General features: G+C 42.2%; 20 protein-coding genes. 12 read left to right on the top strand and 8 right to left on the bottom strand.

From position 1 onward, the window contains the following. Positions 1-49 precede the first annotated feature (49 nt). Complete coding sequence (locus BBH88_RS14140) at positions 50-3,496, top strand: Ig-like domain-containing protein (RefSeq protein ID WP_065536640.1); 3,447 nt, start codon at positions 50-52, stop codon at positions 3,494-3,496. A 728-nt stretch (positions 3,497-4,224) separates the two neighbouring features. On the opposite strand, the gene BBH88_RS14135 is transcribed toward BBH88_RS14140, so the two are convergent. The 6 genes from BBH88_RS14135 to BBH88_RS18950 form a co-directional block, all read right to left on the bottom strand. Next, entirely contained in the window at positions 4,225-4,800 is a 576-nt protein-coding gene (locus BBH88_RS14135; protein ID WP_065536641.1) for a hypothetical protein, read from the bottom strand. Next, positions 4,775-4,996: a hypothetical protein gene (locus tag BBH88_RS14130; RefSeq protein ID WP_006831618.1), complete on the bottom strand. Its 222-nt coding sequence runs from the start codon at positions 4,994-4,996 to the stop codon at positions 4,775-4,777. The genes BBH88_RS14135 and BBH88_RS14130 overlap by 26 nt, the downstream gene beginning before the upstream one ends. 137 nt (positions 4,997-5,133) lie before the next feature. Continuing rightward, on the bottom strand, positions 5,134-5,721 hold the full coding sequence (locus BBH88_RS14125; protein ID WP_154669169.1) for a transposase: 588 nt from the start codon (positions 5,719-5,721) through the stop codon (positions 5,134-5,136). A 4-nt stretch (positions 5,722-5,725) separates the two neighbouring features. Then, entirely contained in the window at positions 5,726-5,992 is a 267-nt protein-coding gene (locus BBH88_RS19685) for a magnesium chelatase subunit ChlI family protein (protein WP_238323495.1), read from the bottom strand. A gap of 26 nt (positions 5,993-6,018) precedes the next feature. After that, positions 6,019-6,648: an ATP-binding protein gene (locus tag BBH88_RS19680; protein WP_456291192.1), complete on the bottom strand. Its 630-nt coding sequence runs from the start codon at positions 6,646-6,648 to the stop codon at positions 6,019-6,021. 56 nt (positions 6,649-6,704) lie between these two features. Beyond that, positions 6,705-7,211 carry a magnesium chelatase domain-containing protein gene (locus tag BBH88_RS18950; protein WP_162098200.1) on the bottom strand — a complete coding sequence of 169 codons (507 nt, stop codon included), beginning with the start codon at positions 7,209-7,211 and terminating at the stop codon, positions 6,705-6,707. Positions 7,212-7,423: 212 nt separating this feature from the next. On the opposite strand from BBH88_RS18950, the gene BBH88_RS18945 reads away from it, so the two are divergent. From BBH88_RS18945 to BBH88_RS14070, 10 genes are all read left to right on the top strand, one after another. Further along, positions 7,424-7,687 (top strand): AlbA family DNA-binding domain-containing protein, encoded by a 264-nt coding sequence (locus tag BBH88_RS18945; RefSeq protein WP_083387789.1) that lies wholly within the window; start codon positions 7,424-7,426, stop codon positions 7,685-7,687. A 188-nt stretch (positions 7,688-7,875) separates the two neighbouring features. Beyond that, positions 7,876-8,322, top strand: a complete 447-nt coding sequence (locus BBH88_RS14115) for a type II toxin-antitoxin system RelE/ParE family toxin (RefSeq protein WP_065536642.1) — start codon at positions 7,876-7,878, stop codon at positions 8,320-8,322. A gap of 14 nt (positions 8,323-8,336) precedes the next feature. Beyond that, the gene (locus BBH88_RS14110; RefSeq protein WP_006830418.1) at positions 8,337-8,612 is read left to right on the top strand and encodes a helix-turn-helix domain-containing protein; all 276 of its coding nucleotides are present in this window, start codon (positions 8,337-8,339) and stop codon (positions 8,610-8,612) included. Between the two features lie 320 nt (positions 8,613-8,932). Continuing rightward, positions 8,933-9,787 (top strand): HipA domain-containing protein, encoded by an 855-nt coding sequence (locus BBH88_RS14100; protein WP_065536643.1) that lies wholly within the window; start codon positions 8,933-8,935, stop codon positions 9,785-9,787. Beyond that, positions 9,784-10,539 (top strand): HIRAN domain-containing protein, encoded by a 756-nt coding sequence (locus BBH88_RS14095; RefSeq protein ID WP_065536644.1) that lies wholly within the window; start codon positions 9,784-9,786, stop codon positions 10,537-10,539. Before BBH88_RS14100 ends, BBH88_RS14095 begins: the two co-directional genes overlap by 4 nt. Positions 10,540-10,727: 188 nt before the next feature. After that, the gene (locus tag BBH88_RS14090) at positions 10,728-11,297 is read left to right on the top strand and encodes a DUF7713 domain-containing protein (protein ID WP_006830415.1); all 570 of its coding nucleotides are present in this window, start codon (positions 10,728-10,730) and stop codon (positions 11,295-11,297) included. 774 nt (positions 11,298-12,071) lie between these two features. After that, positions 12,072-12,347 carry an excalibur calcium-binding domain-containing protein gene (locus BBH88_RS14085; protein WP_065536645.1) on the top strand — a complete coding sequence of 92 codons (276 nt, stop codon included), beginning with the start codon at positions 12,072-12,074 and terminating at the stop codon, positions 12,345-12,347. A gap of 175 nt (positions 12,348-12,522) precedes the next feature. After that, positions 12,523-13,398: a threonine aldolase family protein gene (locus BBH88_RS14080; RefSeq protein WP_065536646.1), complete on the top strand. Its 876-nt coding sequence runs from the start codon at positions 12,523-12,525 to the stop codon at positions 13,396-13,398. Between the two features lie 463 nt (positions 13,399-13,861). Beyond that, positions 13,862-14,647, top strand: a complete 786-nt coding sequence (gene proB / locus BBH88_RS14075) for a glutamate 5-kinase (protein WP_006830413.1) — start codon at positions 13,862-13,864, stop codon at positions 14,645-14,647. Positions 14,648-14,665: 18 nt separating this feature from the next. Then, positions 14,666-15,943 carry a glutamate-5-semialdehyde dehydrogenase gene (locus BBH88_RS14070; protein WP_006830412.1) on the top strand — a complete coding sequence of 426 codons (1,278 nt, stop codon included), beginning with the start codon at positions 14,666-14,668 and terminating at the stop codon, positions 15,941-15,943. A gap of 235 nt (positions 15,944-16,178) precedes the next feature. Here the strand turns inward: BBH88_RS14070 and BBH88_RS14065 are convergent, their stop codons facing one another. After that, positions 16,179-16,766, bottom strand: coding sequence for a CHRD domain-containing protein (locus BBH88_RS14065; RefSeq protein WP_006830411.1), 588 nt, complete (start codon positions 16,764-16,766; stop codon positions 16,179-16,181). Between the two features lie 285 nt (positions 16,767-17,051). On the opposite strand from BBH88_RS14065, the gene BBH88_RS14060 reads away from it, so the two are divergent. Then, on the top strand, positions 17,052-17,765 hold the full coding sequence (locus tag BBH88_RS14060) for a class D sortase (RefSeq protein WP_065536647.1): 714 nt from the start codon (positions 17,052-17,054) through the stop codon (positions 17,763-17,765). Positions 17,766-18,146: 381 nt separating this feature from the next. Here BBH88_RS14060 and BBH88_RS14055 read toward each other — a convergent pair whose 3' ends face one another. Then, on the bottom strand, positions 18,147-19,517 hold the full coding sequence (locus BBH88_RS14055; protein ID WP_065536648.1) for an LA2681 family HEPN domain-containing protein: 1,371 nt from the start codon (positions 19,515-19,517) through the stop codon (positions 18,147-18,149). Between the last annotated feature and the right edge of the window lie 84 nt (positions 19,518-19,601).

Here is a 19,601-nt window from a genome sequence, read left to right as displayed (position 1 = left end):
GAAATATAAAACAGTAAGACTTATTTGATAACCCAAGGGAGATAGTTAAATGAAAAAGAGCATGAAGGTTTCATCTGTGTTACTGAGCGTTGTATTGTTGTCCAGTACATTGGGGACAACTGTATACGCTGAAGAAGAAAAGCCGCTTGTCACGCAAGAAGTAGAAACAGACCAAGTGATCGTCACGTTTAAAGAAGACACGACAAGTGAAATGACTGACTTGGATGTGGTGAGCGTAAAAACTGTAGACACCGAGGAAATCGCAACTTTAAAAGTTCCAGAGGGAGAAACGGTTAACACGTATATAGAAGAATTAGAAGCAAGAAAAGATATTGAAAGTGTAGAACCTGATCACTTGGTTCAGCTAACATACACACCAAACGATCCTTATTTCAACTATTATCAATATCATCATAAAAATATAGAGACTGAAAGAGCTTGGGATAAAACGATGGGATCTTCGGATGTCGTTGTTGCGGTATTGGATTCAGGTTTTGATATTAATCATCCAGATCTTAAGGAGCAGATTGTCAAGCCGCATACTACGGCAGATTCGGGTTTTAGTGTAGATGATCATGGCACACATGTTGCTGGCATAATTGGCAGCTCAATTGACAATTACGAGTTCGGTGCTGGAGTAGCTCCAAAAACGAGCATTATGCCAATCGATGTTTTTGTTGGAGAAACTGCCTATACGTCAGATGTGATTGAAGGCATTTACCAAGCTGTGTGGGCGGGGGCCGATATCATTAATATGAGCTTAGGCAGCTACAATTATAGTACTCAATACAATAATGCCATTCAGTATGCTTATCAAAGTGGATTAGTTATCATAGCTTCTGCAGGAAATGATGCGACTAGTCGTACTCATTATCCATCTGCTTATGACAATGTCATTTCGGTGGGATCAACCGACTCTTCAGATTATCAGTCTTATTTCTCAAACTATGGATATGACGTTGATGTTGTAGCACCGGGAAGTTCCATCTATTCGATACTTCCTTATGGTTCTGGCGGTTGGATGAGTGGGACCTCAATGGCCTCACCAGTCGTTGCTGGTGTAGCAGCATTGGTTATGGCCAATGAGCCCAATTTGACGAATACTGAAGTAGTCGATCGATTGCTTTCCACTGCAAAAGACTTAGGAGACTACGGTAGAGATTACATTTACGGAAATGGTTTAGTGAATGCTAAACAAGCGGTGAAAGTTATAGATATTCCTGCACCAGTAGTTGATCCTATTCAAGATTACGCAACTACCGTTCGTGGTTTTCTTCCGTTTTATATTGATAATGGAAAGATAATGATTCGTAACGAGTCAGGAAATGTCATTGGTTCAGCAGAGGGATACTCAAGTTATTCTGTTTTTGAAGTACCAATTTCGAAACAAACTGCCGGAACTAAATTATATATATCTGTGGTAGATTCATACAATAATGAAAGTGAAGCGCTAGAAGTCATTGTTTCGGATAATACAGCTCCAGAAAAACCGGAAGTCCATGAAGTAACAGATCAATCAACATCCATTATAGGATCGGCTGAACCGAACACTGTATTAACAGTTTTAGCAAATGATAGCATCATTGATACTGCTTGGGTAGACGGAAACGGAAATTTTGAAAGACCGATCGTTCCATTTGCAGCGGGTACAAAACTTTCACTTAATGTGATGGATGACGCTGGGAATATTAGTGAACCCGCAGATCTTATAGTGAAAGATGCAACAGCCCCTGCAAAACCAAAAGTAAATGGAGTAACAGAAAACGCGGTTAAAGTAACTGGAACTGCAGAAGCAAATTCACTCGTAACAGTAAAAGTGAAAGGTGTTTTATTGGGGGAAGCTACAACTGCAGCAAATGGCAGTTATTCTGTTGTGATTGTAAAGCAAAAAGCTGGAACTCTGTTAGCAATTAATTCTACTGATCAGTCAGGAAATGTTAGTGAAACGACAGAAATCAAGGTGAAAGATACCACTGCACCTGCTTTACCGACAGTAGCAGAAGTAACAGACAAATCAACAACTGTAAAAGGTACTGCAGAAGCAGGTTCTATTATTGTTGTGAAAGCTGGAGCTACTGAGATTGGCAAAGCAAAAGCGAATGCTGATGGAGGCTTTGCAACGACGATTGCAAAACAAAAAGCGGGAACCAAATTAAGCGTAACTGCTACAGATGCATCAGGAAATGTTAGCCCGTCAAAAGACGTCACTGTATTGGATGCAACAGCACCCTTAATTCCAACAGTCGACAAAGTGACAGACAAATCGATAGCCGTTACCGGAACTGGTGAAATAGCTTCTTTTATTTCCATTAAATCGGAAGGTAAAGAATTGGGAGCTGGAACAGTAGACGGAGATGGCAAATACAAAGTAGCTATAGCCGCACAAAAAGCCGGAACCAAAATCCAAGTGACATCAATGGATGTTGGGGGCAATATTAGTTCTGTTAAAGAAACAGTGGTTCTTGAAGCAGCTGCTCCTGACATGCCGACAGTAAACAAAGTAACAGATCAATCTACTGTTGTAACAGGAACAGCGGAAGCGACTTCCAAAATTATAGTTAAAGTAGGAAGTAAACAAGTCGGTACAACTACAGCAAGTGCAGTCGGAACGTATTCAGCAGATATTTCGAAACAAAAAGCTGGCACTGTCATAGCGATTACTGCCGTGGATAAAGAAGGAAATACTAGTGAAGCAAAAGAAGTCATCGTTGTCGATGGCACCGCACCAGCGCTTAAACTGAAGAATAAAGTAACGCACTATTCCACACGCATTATTGGTACAGCGGAAGCGGATGCTAAAATTGAAGTCAAAGCGGGTACGAAATCTATCGGAACCGCAACGACGGATGCAAAAGGTACGTATGAAGTGACCATTGCTAAACAAAAGATCGGAACAAAAATTTCCATAACTGCAACAGATGCTGCTGGAAATAGCAGTAAAGCGATTCCAGTCACAGTAGTAGATGGCAACTATCCTGATTTGAAGCTGACACACTGGGCACTAGATAAAATCATGTACCTAGCGGATGATCAAATCATTGGTGGCTACCCGAACGGTAGTTTCCAACCCGAAAAGAACACGACACGCGCAGAAGCAGCAAAAATGTTAGCTTTGGCACTCGACTTACCAGTTAAAGACGTTCCATCTGGCTACAAAGATGTTTCGAACAAACACTGGGGCAAAGACTACATTGCAGCAGTTTCTAAAGCAGGCTTGTTTACCGGTAATCCGGATGGTACGTTTGCACCAAACGATGTGCTGAAGCGTGCTGAAATGGCCAAGGTTATCAGTATTGCTTACAAACTGAATGCCAGCGACAAAAATCATTTCAGTGATGTCAAAGCAGGTCATTGGGCAAAAGGCTATATCTCAGGATTATATGAGAATGGCATTACCACCGGATATCCAGATAAGACATTCCATCCTGGTGAGCCAACGACGAGAGCAGAGTATTCCGTGTTCTTAGCACGTGCGATGAATGAAGATTTTCGTTAATATGATTTGAAAAGAAATAGAAGAAAGCCCATTCCGTAATTGGAATGGGCTTTTTTAAAGCTATGGTAAATAAAAAAATGATGTGGATATTCATTAGAGATAATAATTATTGATTTTTATTAGAATCTTGCACCTGTAACTAAAATGACTCAGTCTACACAACGTGTTAATGCTATTTCATAATGTCTAAAAGTTGATGGTATTGTCTGTCCAGGAATTGATGGATATAATGTCCTTAATAACCCTGGAGAAAGGAAAAGACGCCTCCCATAGTATCGACTATTACTAGTAGCTCGATGGGAGACGTCTTCCAAAAAAATATGATAATCGTCTCTCATTATAACATAGAAGAATGCGCCTCAAAAGGCGTTTTTTATTCGGAAAAACGCGTCCCTGTGAGCAGAACAATTCACTCTATACAAAGAATTTGCATAGAAAAAATGCCATCTTCGGTGAAATCAATTGATTTCGAAGGTGGCATCCGTATAATTAGTGATGTCGATAAATAGTTATAATTGAACCGCTCACAAGGATCATTTAGAAACAGTTGGAAAAGAATCGCCATGAGAGTCACCATGAATCAAAGCGACATAATCGGAAATTCCCCAGAAAATAGTAAGAGAAAACGGAATAAAATAGGCGAATCAGATAGTGCTTACCTTCATTGTACTGAAGAAAACCAATAGTGAAAAAATTAAGGGAGCACCCGTTCAATTTTGTTGATTTACTTATTTTGCTCTTTGATGGTATTGAAGAACACATCGGCTACTTCTTTTTCTTTTGATCCCTATTAAGCGGGAATAAATATAGTCCTGATCCAACTCATTTCCTTCGTATAACTTTGTCATCCATTTCAATTGCTCTTTTTCCTTCCAATGAACAAGTGCTCTTAACCTATCACAAAAGATGTCTTCAGGACTAATCATATGAACGATACAACCGTCATCAGTCAGGACATCTCTTACTTTTTCATAACTGCCTTCTAGGTGATTGTCAGGAATTTCGACAGAGACCTGTAACTCTTTTAAGTAACTGTCTTTGCCTTGTCTTTCAAAACCCAATTCAACTAGCGATTCCATAATCTGCTCATGTGAAGTTGCAACAAAATCGATATCAACAGTCGCATATTGTCCGGTCGTATAGTACTCAACGCTGAGGCCACCGACCACTATGAGTTGAATTTTCGGATGTTTTCTTTCAACATACTCCGTCACAATACCAGCAACACGAATGTTCTTTTCTACCAAGGGCAAGTCTTTTAACTTAGCTAATTTTTCTCTATATTGTTCCGTTTTGTTTTCCATATTCCTTTTCAAACATCAGAAGGATTTTTGTCTCATCTTTAGAGCGGGGGCGTTGTCTACCCGGCTTTAAATCAGAAACAATTTCTCCTGTCCTCTCTTCTAAAGTTTTCAGGAAATCATCTGGCAGAGTCGACTTAGAATTTCGACGCTCCTTCATAGCAATGCTTGCAATTTCCAGCTTACGTTTAGACTCCATTGTCGATCACCTCTTTTCTATATAATAGCATATTTTGTGGTAATCCATATAATTGTACCGCTCACAGGGACCATTTGGGAACTGCTGGGAGAATGGAGAATGCAGGGCAATCGCTCTTTCCTAAATCTCCCGCTACATCACCGGCGGCTCCATATCCTCCACATGCTGATCTTCTTATAAGTCAGGCAATACATACAATAAGCCGTGTTGTTCTTTTGAAACGGCTCTGGCAGCAATTCTTTCAGCAGTTGCCGGTTTAAAAAAGCGGGAGCAGGAAGCGACTCGTCCCAGTACAGTGGAAACGAACTATACGGATACATCTCCAATCGCTCCACCATCGGCTTTTTGGTTTGAATCGGATTCCGGTGGATATAACTGCTGACGGTGAGAAGGCCAAGACGTGAATCGACTTCCTTCGCGAAATACCGTTTCTGGTAAATCCGTCCGATGTGGCGATAACGCTTGGCATAAGACATGGAATACCGGCGATTGACCAGTCCCATGATTTTATGAAAAGGATCACGCTCGGCTTTGATTAAAATGTGATAATGGTTGGTCATAAAACAATAAGCCAGAATCTTAAACGGGTAATCCACATAAATATGTTGAAATGCCCGTTTGAGCTCAAGCATATCTTCTTTCGTTTTGAAAATCAGTTGCCGGTTATTGCCACGCATGATGACGTGGTAATAGGAATGGGGATTAAACGCCCGTTTTCGCGTCATCGCTTTACCTCATCAGCGAACTATGTGTTCGAGAAGCACTGATCTTCCAGTCCAGTGCTTCTTCAATTGCCGCATCTGTTACGTGGTCTTCGTCTACGATATCGGCAATCGTTCGTGCGAGGCGCAAGATTTTCATCGTGGCACGGCTACTCAGCTTTTCTTGAAAACTAACCCTCTCAATACGTGCCAGTTGTGCAGGTGTGAAAGCCGTTTTGTCTTCAAATAACTTGATCGGCACGATGGCATTGGTGTAATTAGCGCCGTAACGGATTCGCTGGCGAGTACGTGCAGCCGCTGTCAGCTTGCGCAGTTCTTCGGACGTGACGGCAGTTGGACACCCTGATTTTTCATCTCCAGCACAAAATCCACACGGTCAATAATCGGTCCGGTGATTTTTTGCATATACTTCAAGCGAGCTTTGTCCCCGCACGTGCAATACTTCTCATGTGAGCCGTAATAACCGCACGGACACGGATTCGTTGCGGCGATCAAGTTAATTGCTGCCGGAAACTGGTCGGATCCTTCAACGCGGTTAACCACGGCAAACCCGCTTTCGAGTGGCTGCCGTAACGTATCGATCACACGGCGCGGAAAATGGCCTAATTCGTCCAAGAATAACACTCCGCGATGCGCCAGCAACATTTCGCCCGGCTTCGGGTACCGTCCACCGCCAATAATCGCACCTTCTGAAGAAGAATGATGCGGACTGCGAAATGGTGGACGCTCCGACAGTGAACGCGCTTGTTTGGCCAGTTGATAAATGCTATACACTTCTAAAATCTCGTCATGTGCCAAGTCGGGCAAAATCGTATGAAACGCATTCGCTAGCAAACTTTTCCCACATCCCGGGGGACCGCTCATCAACACATGATGACCACCAGCCGCCGCAAGCAACAGCGCACGTTTCGCTTCGTCGTGACCACGAATGGCCGAAAAACAAACATGAGGAACTTTTTCATTGTCTTCGTAGAACGTTTCGGGTGTTAAAAGAGTGAGGTCTCATCAAAAAGGGGATTTTTTCCATTTAAGTGGGAAAGCAAAAAGGGCATGTCCGGCATACGAATCAATTCAACATCCGCAGCTTGCGCAAAAAGAGAAATTTCAATCGGTGGAATGTAAATGCGTTTAAAACCGAGTAAAATGGCTTGGTGAATGGTTGGAATCATACTGTGAAACGTCGTCAGTTCACCGTTTAACGTTAGCGCGGCAATAAAACAAGTATGATCTGGGATGTCGATAGGGTGCTTATTCATTGCTTGCAACACCGCCAAAAGCATCGCCGCGTCGTAAGAGGCACCTTGCTTTTTCACATCGGCAGGCGACAAGTGAATGGTGATTTTCTTCATATCGATGTCTTTTTTCAGGGCGTGCAGGCAATTCAAAATCCGTTCACGCGACTCCTTGATCGACACATCTGGCAAGCCAATGATGACACATTGTTCCTTGTCTTCCCGTACGGTCGCCTCAACACGAATGACCTGTCCGGCCAACCCGCTCATACCAACACTGTAAATATAAGTAGATATACAAATCCCTTCTTTCTCTTTAGTTTTGGCTGTACGATTTTATTGTAAGGGAAGAGTTGGGAGTTGTCGAAATATTTCTTTAACTACTAGGAGTAGCATCCGCATCTATTTCATTCGTACATAAATGTCTAATGGTTAAGCGTATTTTATTAGTTGATAGATCGATTTGAAAATAGATAAAGTTTGAAGAAAGTCCGAAACTTGAACTTAAGCGTGAAATAACGGAAGGACTAAAAAAAGAAATTATCACTTTTGCAAATACAGATGGCGGAGAAATCCTAATAGGAATTGAAGATGATGGTACGGTGGTCGGCTTGGCAAATGCTCAAAACGATTTGGAAACCGTCAGCAACATACTGAGAGATAGCATAAAGCCCGATGTATTGGTGCATACCTCAGCTGAAATCCTAAAAAATGATGGAACGAAATGGAAAAAATGAGAACCAAATCAAAAAATTAGATGAATGAATAGCTGACTCGAAGAATTAAAAAATTCTGTGAGTTGGCTTTTTCACATTTACTTTTTATATAGAATGACGAAAAGATAGAACTTTAAAATTTTATTGTTTGAATTATGATAGCAAATTTGCTATCATAACATTAAATAATCTTTGAAGGACTTGAGAGAGTGAAAAAATATGACTTTGAAGAACTAGGAAATGTGAGTGTTTTTCAAGATAAATTGATCAGCGAAGCTATGAAGGAAAAACAAGTAAAAAAGTCTAGTGTTTGGACAAGTTTTTTAAAAATCTATATCCGCCAAAGAGAAATTATTCTTCATGCTCCTGTTCCTGATCCGTTTGAGGACGCTGACGAAGACGAGTTACCGCCATCTATCAAGCTTCTCAATCGCAATATAAATCCGAAATATGAGAATCAATTATATAGATGGGGGATAAAAGCTCAAAAAGTAGGTAATTTTCGAATTATCTATTTGATTTACGATTACCATAAGATATTATTTCTGCATGCTTTTGATAAACAATATAACGGTGATATCAAAAGACAAGATATTGAAAAAGCCGAAAAAATTTATGAAGAGTATTTAGAAAAGTATCCGAGTAAGTACCTTTGAAAGGAGAGAATGGCATGAGTGAATTTTTAGAGAAGGCCAATCAAGTAATAGGTGAAGAAAAAGTGAAACAACTTAGAACAGAAGGTTATATAGCAGCCCAAATAAAAGTAAGAAGACAAGAACTAGGTTATTCTCAGCAACAATTAGCGGATAAAACAGGATTGCAAAAATCAACAATCGGCAGAATTGAAGCGGGATTGAATAGTCCGTCGTTAACTACGTTATTAATCATTTTAGAAGAGCTCGATATGGATATTACAGTTAGAGGAAGAGATACACTTCTAGTTTAATGTGACATAAAATCGAGCCCCTGTGAGTGGAACAATTCAATCTATACAAAGAAGTTGAAACGGAAAAGTTGTTTGGGTGCCTGGCACCCAAACAATTAAAAATCGCGTCCCTGGGAAAGAAACAAGTTTATGCAGGAAGCGGAATTGTCATGAATTGTGCGGTTCCCTGGGAAGTAAGCGTCCATTTAAAATCTGGAGCAGAGCAGTAGAAGAATGAAGTGAAGGAATCGCTAGTGCTCCATATCGTTCATTGAGTGACAAATAGTTACTAAAACTATATACTTATAGAATTGACTATTTAGTTGAAGGAGCGATGAAAAATGGTTGATACGTCGCTCTGGAAACGAGATGAGAAAAGCCAGGCTTCGGGAACTCGAACGAAATTTTGGTTGATTGAACCCGGGACAAAGCCCGAAGATCCAGTGAAACATCTCTTTAAGGTGCCTACCGAGGGGACCGGTGGTCATTGGGCAGAATATATAGCGAGTAAAGTGGGAGCACAGCTAGGATTTCCCACAGCTGAAATAGAATTATCCAATTATCAGAATACTATAGGGACAATCTCTAAGAACTTTCGTAATCAGACAGAAGAGCTGTATGAAGGCGGAGATTTGTTCATGGCGAGGTTCGAAGATTTCGATCGCCATTCATTGACTTATTACGAATTGCCTCATATTCTCGAGATGCTTTCTGAATATAGTTTAGAGAACACATTTGTTGCATTGCCCGTCTATGACGCATTAATAGCCAATAATGATCGGCATTGTGATAACTGGGGTGTCTTAAGTGGTCCCAAAGGAATACGCCTCGCACCTATTTATGACAACGGTTCTTCTCTTGGTTTTAACGAAGTAACCGAAAGAAAACAGAAGATGTTAACTGACGATCATATGTTAGCAGGTTTCTGCAATAGAGGAAAATCCAGCATAGGGTTGCCGGATAGAAAAAAGCCGAAGCATTTTGAATTGTTAGCTTATCTTCGTCTCCATTCAGAGAAAGCGCTTGAAATAGAGTTAGCCAGATTAGAACAGCTGCATAAAGGCATGTTATTGGCTATAGTGGATAACATTCCAGACGAGGTAATGAGTGATTTAGATAAAGAGTGGATAGTCCGGCTTCTGCTTTTCCGGAGGAATTGGATGTTGAGTTGGTTAGAAGGGAGCGAAAAGGTATGAGAAAGAGACCTTTTGAGTTATGGCTTATTTGGCAAAATGTTGAAACGCGGCAACGTTACCATATTGGAAAGCTATTTCATGAAGATGGGGTTTATACATTTTCTTATGAGCGACAGGGATACAGAAGAAGGTTGGAAGAAGCTATGGAACAGGGCTATCGTCCGCATCTAGCCTTTCCAGAAATCAATAAAACGTATACCTCTCAAAAACTTTTCGGCCCATTTGCCCGCCGTTTGCCAGATTCCCGAAGACCCGATTATTCATATGTCCTTCAAAAGTTAGGCCTTTCAAATGACTGCACAGAAATGGATATGTTACGTGCTACAGGAGGAATTTTGGCGACAGATTCTTATGAATTTGTTTCGCCAATCCTGGTTGAGCAAAATTCTTTTAACTATGATTTCTATGTGGCCGGTTGGCGCTATTACAAGGGCGATAAGGTACTTAACCAATTGCAAGTGGGTGACAGCATTGAATTTACTTTAGATCCTGAGAATGTTCATGACCATAGAGCAGTTGAAGTGCATACTCAAAGTGGAGACAAACTAGGGTTTATTCCTGCTTTCTATAGCGGGTGGATGTTCGAAATCATTGCTAAAAATTGCAGCTATGAAGCAAAAGTGGAAGCCATTCATCCTTTAGCAGTTGATCATCGAAAAGTAAGCATTTCAATTGTAGGAGAAGTAAATCGCTCAGTTGATATTCAAGAAGTGTTGGAAGACAAAGATGAGTTACGTGTGATTATGTATTAACTGATTTTTTTGAAACGTTCATACAGCTCCGACAAATAATAAACAGCCACTCCTAAAAAAGCAGGAGTGGCTGTTTTCATTTTTCATTTCGAAAAACTCGCGCCTCGGTGAACAGAAAAATTATTGTCAGAGCAGGCTCTTTGTTTTATTGTTAAGAGAGAATCGAACAGACGAAAGAGGTGGCCGGGGTGTCAAAGTGTCAGGATTGTCTACAGAACGAAGTGTTTGTTCATTTTGGTGAGGAAAAGCTCTGCCTGAATTGTTACAACGGGCGAATGGCAAAGCGGTTTGGTGTTGTAGCCACCAGTTATCCAGAAGGCGTAGCCATTCGTGACGGACTTGGAGAAGTCCATCATTTTCAATTGCGAAAACGCTTGGATCCGATCGGAATTTTCATGGAAGCGGAAGAATTGAAATCTGCGGGACACGACTTTAAGGTGCAAGGAGATTTGTACTGCGACCAGGGAGAACTGCTTTTGCAGTTGATTGCCAAAGCCGAACGAGGAATGGGCGAACGCTATGTGGAGCGGGGCACGTTTCCCAATGGTCAATTGTACGATTCGATTAAAAACCAGCGGCTGGCTGGACGGGTTGAATGCAATCCCACAGATGAGGGTGTGCCTTTGCTGGTGGTTGACGGTAAATCGTATACATGGGAAGAAATCGGCAAAATGCTGATGGCTTGTGAAGGATTTCAGGTCAAGCTTGAGATAATAGATCCGTATAAAGAAGTCGAATGGAAGACAGAAACAAAATAGAAATTGAAATAAGAGAAGTTATATCCTTTTGGTGAAGGGGATGTCTTGTAGAGAATAGAACCTGGTTTTTTAGGATTACAGATAAGTAAAGCCAGCAATGGAAGTGGCAGCTATTCGGCACTGGAACAGATGCTTGAGGACAGCCTGAATCGAATTATAATGTACTCAGTGGAAGCATAACCAGAAGTTAAGTATTCAATAATAGTGAATGGCCGTCATCGGAATCGAACTGATTCTGCTGGCGGTTTTTTGTATTGGGATGAATCGTTAAAGAACAAAAGAGACATAGGACAAGCATTGAAAATCGCGCCACTGTGAGCGGAACAATTCAATCTATACAAAGAAGTTCTATAGAAAAAACGCCATCTTAAATGAAATCAAGCGATTCCGAAGATGGCATTTTTGTATAGCGCATAAAAAAACAATTCCAAGAATCCATCTCTTAGGATTAGGTTTGATTTTTATAGAAAAATCTACTAAGCACATCAACCAGCATCGCGGCTAGCACAACGCCAGTGCAACGAATTCACTATGCTAGCCTTACATGTAAGCAATATTTATATTCACTCACAGCAACTATATATTCAGTAGCCATGCACACAGACAACTAATTTTTCAGGGGCTTTAAACTAATTTTTTTGAGGCTATAGTCATGGATACAAATAACTGGTACACTGAATTAGCTAACAATATTTGGATGATTTCACTTCGTTGTGGTTAAAGTTAGCAACGAATAATTCCAGAGGGAATAGTTGGAAATAGGAGGAATTTAGTATGAAAAAAATTGGTTTTGCAATCATGTCTTTGATGGTGGTTATTAGTTTCACAGTCAGCGCAGCACCTATGCCAGCAGATGCTGCAGCAGCAAAAGCGAAGACCTATGCCAACTGTACAGAAATCAATAAACAGTATAAAGGCGGTATTGCCCGCTCTTCAAAAGTGAAGAACAAAGGCGGCACAACGAAATACAAGCCGTTTGTTTCCCAAGCTCTGTATGATGCGAATAAAAAGAGCGATCGCGATAAAGATTTGATTGCTTGCGAGCGATAAGAATTTAAGGCGAACCTGTAAGAGACGATTCAGTTTATACACATCAATTGCATGAAAGAATAACCGGTGCCAGGAATCACAACGATTCCTGGCACCGGTTTTAAATTGTGTGGGTGCCTGGCACCCACACAATTCCAGAAAATCTGCTTTAAACTGAAGAAAGGAGGCGAATGCAATGACACAGAAAATGTTTGCAAGCGATAAGAATTCAGGAGTTCACCCACTCATTTTAGAAGCCATGGGACAAGCGAATGATGGACATGTTCCGGCTTACGGAAACGATCCGTATACGGCAGCGGCCATCCAAAAATTCAAAGAACATTTCGGTGAAGAATGCGAAGTGGTATTTGTTTTTAATGGCACGGGTGCCAATGTGACAGGGTTGAAAGCAATGGTTCGCTCGCACCAGGCAATTATCTGCACGGACGGCGCCCATATAAACTCCGATGAAGGCGGCGCGCCGGAAGGGTTTATTGGCGGCAAACTGCTAACTTCCCCGTCAGCGGACGGCAAACTGACGATTAGCCAAATTGAGCGGCAATTGCACCACATCGGCAATCCGCAGCGAAGCCAACCAAAAGCCATTTCCATCTCACAATGTACGGAACTCGGAACGGTTTACACAATTGATGAAATCAAAGAAATTACTTCTTATGCCCATGAAAATGGACTTTATGTACATATGGACGGAGCACGACTAAGCAACGCAGCAGCCTATCTCGATTGCAGTTTTGCCGAAATGACAGTGGACGCTGGCATCGACATGCTGGCGTTTGGCGGAACCAAAAATGGCTTGATGATTGGAGAAGCAGTCGTCTGTTTTAATCCGGAATTGGCGCCTGAGATCACATACATTCGAAAACAAGGCATGCAACTGGGGTCCAAAATGCGCTTTCTGTCGGTGCAATTCGACCGGTTATTAACAGAAAACTTGTGGCTGGATAACGCCCGAAGCGCCAATCACTCGGCGCAGCTACTTGCAGAAGGGTTATCGGCATTCCCGGAAATCAGAATTGTTTGGGTGCCAGGCACCCAAAAAATTCCGGATTAGAAAAGATTTTAATACTTATTTGAAAAGACCACGGCTCTTAGGTAAGCAAGGCTTTGGCAGTTCGAAAATCCTATTAAAAACTGGAGAAAATTTGGAAAGAGGATGAATGTGTGTTAACATGGCAACTTACTCTTTTGTTTAACGATCATCAACAATTGATTGTTAAACAATATCGAACGTGGCCAAGCGCTGGTGGGGAAATGCTTAGATTTAAAGAGAAGACCTCAATAACGGTTTTAAAATCTATGCAAGGTTATACGCTCATCATTTTTTTGAAATTATAAAACTCTTTTTCACCAGCTTAACTCAGCCTATGAAGTTAAATGAAAAATCGTAACAGCGTATAGTCTAATCGGTAGATTGAAGACAATCTTGAATTGGAACACATGCCATGGAATCGACGTTTTTCCGTCTTAAGACAAGAAGGAAAAATTTTTTTATTTAAAATAGGAGATGATTGTTAGTGGAAAAGAAACGAATAGTAGTGAAAATAGGCAGTAGCTCGTTGACGGATTCGAATGGGAAATTGTCAATCAGCAAACTGCGCGGACATGTAGAAGCGTTGGCGCGCTTGAAAAAACATGGCCATGAAGTCATTTTGGTTTCATCAGGAGCAGTAGCCGCAGGATTTAAAAGCATTGGCTATTTATCGCGTCCAGACAAAGTTGTCGATAAGCAATCGGCTGCAGCTGTCGGGCAAGGGCTGTTGTTGCAGGCCTATGCAGATGAATGCAAAAAACACGGCATCGTAGCAGCACAATTGCTATTGACCAAAGATATGTACAAAAACGCAAATGCCACAATATCCAATTTATTGGAGCGTGACGTACTGCCCATTATCAATGAAAATGATTCCGTAGCTGTGAAAGAATTGACGTTTGGTGACAATGATATGTTGTCCGCCTTAGTCAGCAGACTCGTACACGCAGACTTCTTAATGATTTTGACAGACATTAACGGAATTTACCGGGACAACCCCATGAAAAATCCAAACGCAGAAAAATATACATTCCTCACTGAAATTCATCAAGAAATGGAAAATGCAGCTACTTCAGAAGGTGCTTCAGGCGTCGGTACAGGCGGAATGAAATCAAAAGTAGAAGCTGCTAAAACCGCATTGGCTTCGAAAATCCAAGTGTTTATCGGATCTGGCGAAGGCAGTGAAAAACTGGTTGAAATTTTTGAAGGAAAAGGCGACGGCACGTATATTGGTGCATTGATCGAACCCAAAGTATTAGTAAATTCATAAATCGAAAGGGGATACAGAATGACTGAACTTCTTAAAGAAGAACGCATGACAGAAACCGAATTGATTGTAAAAGCACAAAAAGCAAAGGAAGCCGCTTTCCGACTTGCGAAAGCAACTACACAAGAAAAAAATGAGGCTTTGCAATTTATCTCAGCTCAATTGCTGGAAGAACAAACCTTTATTTTGGATGAGAACGCGAAAGATGTACTGGCCGGACGCGAAGCCGGGATGGACGAGTCGCTAGTAGATCGCTTAACACTAGATGCAGCCCGCTTAAAAGATATGGCAGATGCACTCATCCAATTAACCAGATTGGATGACCCCATCGGAGAAGTCCTCGAAAAATGGCAGCAGCCCAATGGATTGTCGATGACAAAAATCCGTGTACCTATCGGTGTCGTCGGCATGATCTATGAAGCGCGTCCTAACGTAACAGTTGATGCCTCAAGCCTGTGCCTGAAAACAGGGAACGCGATTGTCCTACGAGGGAGCTCAACAGCAATTAACTCAAATAAAGCAATCGTCCAAGTAATTCGCCGCGCGCTGGAAAAAACCAAATTGCCGGTTGAAGCGGTTCAATTGATAGAAGATACGCGCCGAGAAACAGCGTCTAAAATGTTCAAGCTAAACGACTATTTGGATGTTTTGATTCCACGTGGTGGAGCGAAACTCATTCAAACGGTCGTTCAAAATGCGACAGTGCCTGTTCTGGAGACAGGAGCGGGAAATTGCCATCTGTATATTGATCAAACAGCGGACGTCAAAATGGCGCTAGATATTGCGATCAATGCGAAAACGCAACGTCCTTCTGTCTGTAATTCCTGCGAAACGATTCTTGTACACAAAGAGTGGGCCGCAGCTCACTTGCCTGAACTTGTCACTGCTTTAGGGGAACATGATGTGAAAATCCACGGAGATGGAGCAGTGCAGCAAGTGTCGTCATCTATTTCTCCTGCAACAGAAGAAGATTGGGCCAAGGAATATCTAGGTTATGAAGTAGCCATCAAAGTTGTGGAAACGGTCGACGAAGCTGTTCAACACATCAATCGCTATGGTACAAAACATTCAGAAGCCATTATTTCAACAGATGCTCGAAGCGTTGAACAGTTCTTTAATGAAGTCGATGCAGCGGCTGTCTATCACAATGCTTCCACACGATTTACGGATGGATACGAATTCGGCTTTGGCGCCGAAATCGGCATCAGCACGCAAAAACTTCATGCGCGCGGTCCAATGGGCTTGCCCGCACTCACTTCAACTAAGTACATTGTCAGAGGAAATGGACAAACCAAATAAGCGGTTAAGAAAAGTGAAAACGACTAGCTAGGAAAACACTCTTGCTTAAAAGATTAACATTTCTCGATATTTAAAAAGGGCTATCCCGAAAGTCATGTAAACTGACTTTTGAGGATAGCCCTTTTAATTGTGCGGGTACCAGGCACCCGCACAATTCCAAACAATAAAAAAAGCTGAACTTTTGTCATAGATGAGTGACCGACCAAGTAGGAGTTCAGCTTTTTAGAAAAAATGCTTATGCAGTTTTCTTCTGTTTTCTGCCGAAGAGCAACAATCCGCCCATTAACGCCGTAAACAGTCCAATCATCGTGTAGAGAGGTCCGTTTGTAGCTGTAGTTGGCATTTCGTCTCCAGCCATTTCAACTTGCCCGCGAATTTCACCATCAGGATACTGCTCTGTATGGAGGTTGACGTAAATATCACCTGCGACCATCGCTGCAGTGAATTCTTCCCAGTTCATATCTCCGGCAAGATCGGCTTCGGTCAGTGTACCCGTCGCGACTTCACCGTTATAATCCATGGGCTCTGCATTTTCAAACAACAGCAATTCTACAGGCCCGTTCTCCCCAGTAGCACCACTGTGAAAATGTCCTGCAAGCGTGTTGGTCAAATCATCGGCATTGACCATGAACTCCAAGGACATGCCATCTTCACTAAACTCAACACTTGCATCTCCTGTTGCAGTGCTTTCGACTTCCATCGTTTCTTGGTCTGGCGTCAATTCCGCCATGAATTCCTGTCCTTCGTGAGCCGCAAAAACCGATCCAGCAAATCCTGCGACTGCCAATACTGAAACTAGTGGTAAAACCATGCGTTTTTTCATACATCAGTCTCCTTCTTGCAAATTTCGCCAGTAGGCGATAACATAAGTATACCTCAAAACATTCTTAATCAATCAAATTTTCTGATAAAATATTAATTATATCCCTGAATAAAACCTTTATTTTCCAATTATCAACATGCAGAGTAAAGATGTAGAAACTCAGAAAGCTTTTCTGCACTTGTCGTTTCATTAATTGATAAATAGCTACAGGAGCTTTGGATTTCGCTGATGACCAAGCAATAAACAAAAGAATTCAATGCCAGTAAGTTAGTGGGAGTGAAATAAATGAAGAGAATATTAGGAGTGATGCTTTTATTGATGGGATTGCTGTTCGCCGTTTGGAACGGCTATGTGTGGCTTTCTGAAATGTCTTCAGGGCAGGAAACTATCGGCGAAAATGATATTGCACAAGCTGATGAAATCGGAAAAACCGAAAGCAGAAGCAGTAACGTTTCGGTACAGTCCGAGAAAGACCCGCCATCAAAAAATGGGGAAGATCTTTTTGAAGAAGAAGCTATCCTTTCTTCAAAAAAAGCTGAAAAACCCGAAGAACCAAAACAGCGAGATTACGAGGAATACGATCGTGGTGAAGAAATAGGCTGGCTGTTAATTCCTTCCCTCGATAAAAAGTACCCGGTATATTGGGGGACTGATGATGACACGTTGACACAAGGGGTCGGTTACCATGTCGGCAAATTCACCTCACCACCAGATGGGCAGCGCCACACGGTTTTATCCGGTCACAGGGACACCGTTTTCCGCGAACTTGGCAATTTAAAAGAAGGCGACAGTATGTTTGTGCAATTTGAAGACATGCAGTACGAGTATAAAATAAAACAGAGTTGGATCACGGCTGCGGAAGACCGGACTGTGATCGTGGCAAAAGACGAACCGGTGCTGACGCTTACGACTTGTTATCCGTTTAACTTTCTAGGCGCGGCACCTGATCGTTATATTATTGAAGCGCCACTTGTGAATATAACGGATATGAATTCTTAAGAATTGTGTGGGTGCCTGGCACCAATCACCCATCACTAATATTGACGAAAGACTTTGTTTTCTTCTACACTTTTCATAAGGAAGCTCCTTTCTGTAGAGTCAAAACTGATTTAGTCGTCAGTTTCATTCTGTGTTGGGAGCTTTTTTTTTATAACTATCAGCCTGTAATTTGGATTTTAATTACAGCAGATCCTTTAACCGTAAGCTATGCAACGCTAGTGGGCACCCGCCACTTAATTTAGGGTTTTCCGGATAGAAATAGACGGTTTTCGGGTAAAAAGCAAACACCCGGGTCCAACCGGCAAACACCCGGGTTAAGAAAAAACGAAAAAGCATCCAAGGAAATCCACATGATTTCCCGGGATGCTTTTTCAATTTATATTATTTCTTCTCCAAACTAATCGCAAATCCTAAATACATCAGCGCATTACGCACTTTGAACGTGTTGGCCATCGCCATGCGTTCCAGTTCAACTTGCGTCATTTGATGCTTGCGCAGCTCGCCAGTTTGAGCGATTTCTTCTTTCTTGGTGATGATTTGAACAAAGCTGCGTTCCATCTGGTCGCGCAACATCAATGAACGGACAGTGGCAATGTTCTGGGTTTGGGATTGCTCGTAGCCAAAGAGCTCTTTGGAATGCCAGAACAAAGCTTTTAATGCGCCGTTTTTAGTGTTGCGGATAAATGGCTTGAGCGCGTTTTTAGGCTGCTCTTCTTCAAACCAAATGCGCTGCATGCCAGCCCGCGGGTCTTTCATATCAAGCTTATAATAATGGCTAATAAATTGGGCGATTTTTGTGAACAGCGAGAATGACTGGCGGTAAACGGTTTTCAACTGCTCGTTGCGTTCTGTACTCGGCTCACGCTCAAGTGCTTCAAAAAGGTTCCAGCGCAGTACGGTGAATTCAGAAACCATGGTGTCCATAAACGTTTCGAGGAAAAGACCATGTTCCTTGTCGTCGCCCCGGTGGCGGTAGTTTAGCGTATCGGTTTTCATCGTGCCTTCAGGATCGATTTCATTGTCATCATTCAGCAGCAGGCGGTGCTTCGCGCACCAGTCGCGGTAATCCCGCTCGCGTCCTTCAAAAAAGTTTGGCTTGTAGCTACCAGTGACGTCAATCGGTCCGATCTCTTCGAGCATCTTGTCGGCAAGCTTCAGGCGATCTGCGTATAATGCGCGTCCGTTGGTATTGGTAATTTTCTCTATGCCTTGCTGGAGCAGCTCACGCGACAGATGAAGTGCTTCGGCTTTTTGTTCTTTGTCGCGCAGGAAGGTAGAGTAAAACAACAGTCCCCAGCCACGTTCGGCATCTTTTCGTTCGTAGGATGGATCGTTTTCCGTTTCGGTCATTTGTTCCAGTACGTTCAGTCCATCGAGCGACCGACCGACATAGATCAATGCTTCTGCATAATTCAAACAGATCTGGTTCCAGACAGTCGGCGGCACTTTCGCACGGAACTGGGCGTAAAGGCTTTCAAACAAGAATAGCTGGCGCTGCTTCATCGGGCTGTTCCAATCTTTCTGCAGCTGGTGCTGGATGCCCAGCTGGCTGCTCTCCAAAAGGATAGCGAGTGGATAGGTAGTTTGGCCATCCAGGCGTTCTTTCAAATGACTGACTATATCGTTGAGCTTTTCCGGCTCCGTGCGTGTTTTCTGAAACTGTTGCAGCAACAGCTGTGCAGCTTGGTAAATTTCCTTCAAATCAAACTGCCCGTAATCGTCTGACTGGGCAATATCGTGTAATGTCGACATCGGGTTTCCTCCTTGGATAGGTGCTTCTCTCCTTATTGTAACGAACTGAGTGGAAAGGGTCACCTATTGTTGTCGGAATTTTTG

The organism is Planococcus antarcticus DSM 14505 (genome assembly GCF_001687565.2).
Classification (GTDB): domain Bacteria; phylum Bacillota; class Bacilli; order Bacillales_A; family Planococcaceae; genus Planococcus; species Planococcus antarcticus.
This window is presented reverse-complemented; position numbering and strand designations above follow the sequence as displayed.

Coding starts and splice junctions, on each gene's coding strand:
- BBH88_RS14140 (WP_065536640.1), top strand. CDS start 50: ATGAAAAAGAGCATGAAGGTTTCATCTGTGTTACTGAGCGTTGTATTG.
- BBH88_RS14135 (WP_065536641.1), bottom strand. CDS start 4,800: ATGGAAAACAAAACGGAACAATATAGAGAAAAATTAGCTAAGTTAAAA.
- BBH88_RS14130 (WP_006831618.1), bottom strand. CDS start 4,996: ATGGAGTCTAAACGTAAGCTGGAAATTGCAAGCATTGCTATGAAGGAG.
- BBH88_RS14125 (WP_154669169.1), bottom strand. CDS start 5,721: ATGACGCGAAAACGGGCGTTTAATCCCCATTCCTATTACCACGTCATC.
- BBH88_RS14110 (WP_006830418.1), top strand. CDS start 8,337: ATGAGTGAATTTTTAGAGAAGGCCAATCAAGTAATAGGTGAAGAAAAA.
- BBH88_RS14100 (WP_065536643.1), top strand. CDS start 8,933: ATGGTTGATACGTCGCTCTGGAAACGAGATGAGAAAAGCCAGGCTTCG.
- BBH88_RS14095 (WP_065536644.1), top strand. CDS start 9,784: ATGAGAAAGAGACCTTTTGAGTTATGGCTTATTTGGCAAAATGTTGAA.
- BBH88_RS14085 (WP_065536645.1), top strand. CDS start 12,072: ATGAAAAAAATTGGTTTTGCAATCATGTCTTTGATGGTGGTTATTAGT.
- BBH88_RS14080 (WP_065536646.1), top strand. CDS start 12,523: ATGACACAGAAAATGTTTGCAAGCGATAAGAATTCAGGAGTTCACCCA.
- BBH88_RS14070 (WP_006830412.1), top strand. CDS start 14,666: ATGACTGAACTTCTTAAAGAAGAACGCATGACAGAAACCGAATTGATT.
- BBH88_RS14065 (WP_006830411.1), bottom strand. CDS start 16,766: ATGAAAAAACGCATGGTTTTACCACTAGTTTCAGTATTGGCAGTCGCA.
- BBH88_RS14060 (WP_065536647.1), top strand. CDS start 17,052: ATGAAGAGAATATTAGGAGTGATGCTTTTATTGATGGGATTGCTGTTC.
- BBH88_RS14055 (WP_065536648.1), bottom strand. CDS start 19,517: ATGTCGACATTACACGATATTGCCCAGTCAGACGATTACGGGCAGTTT.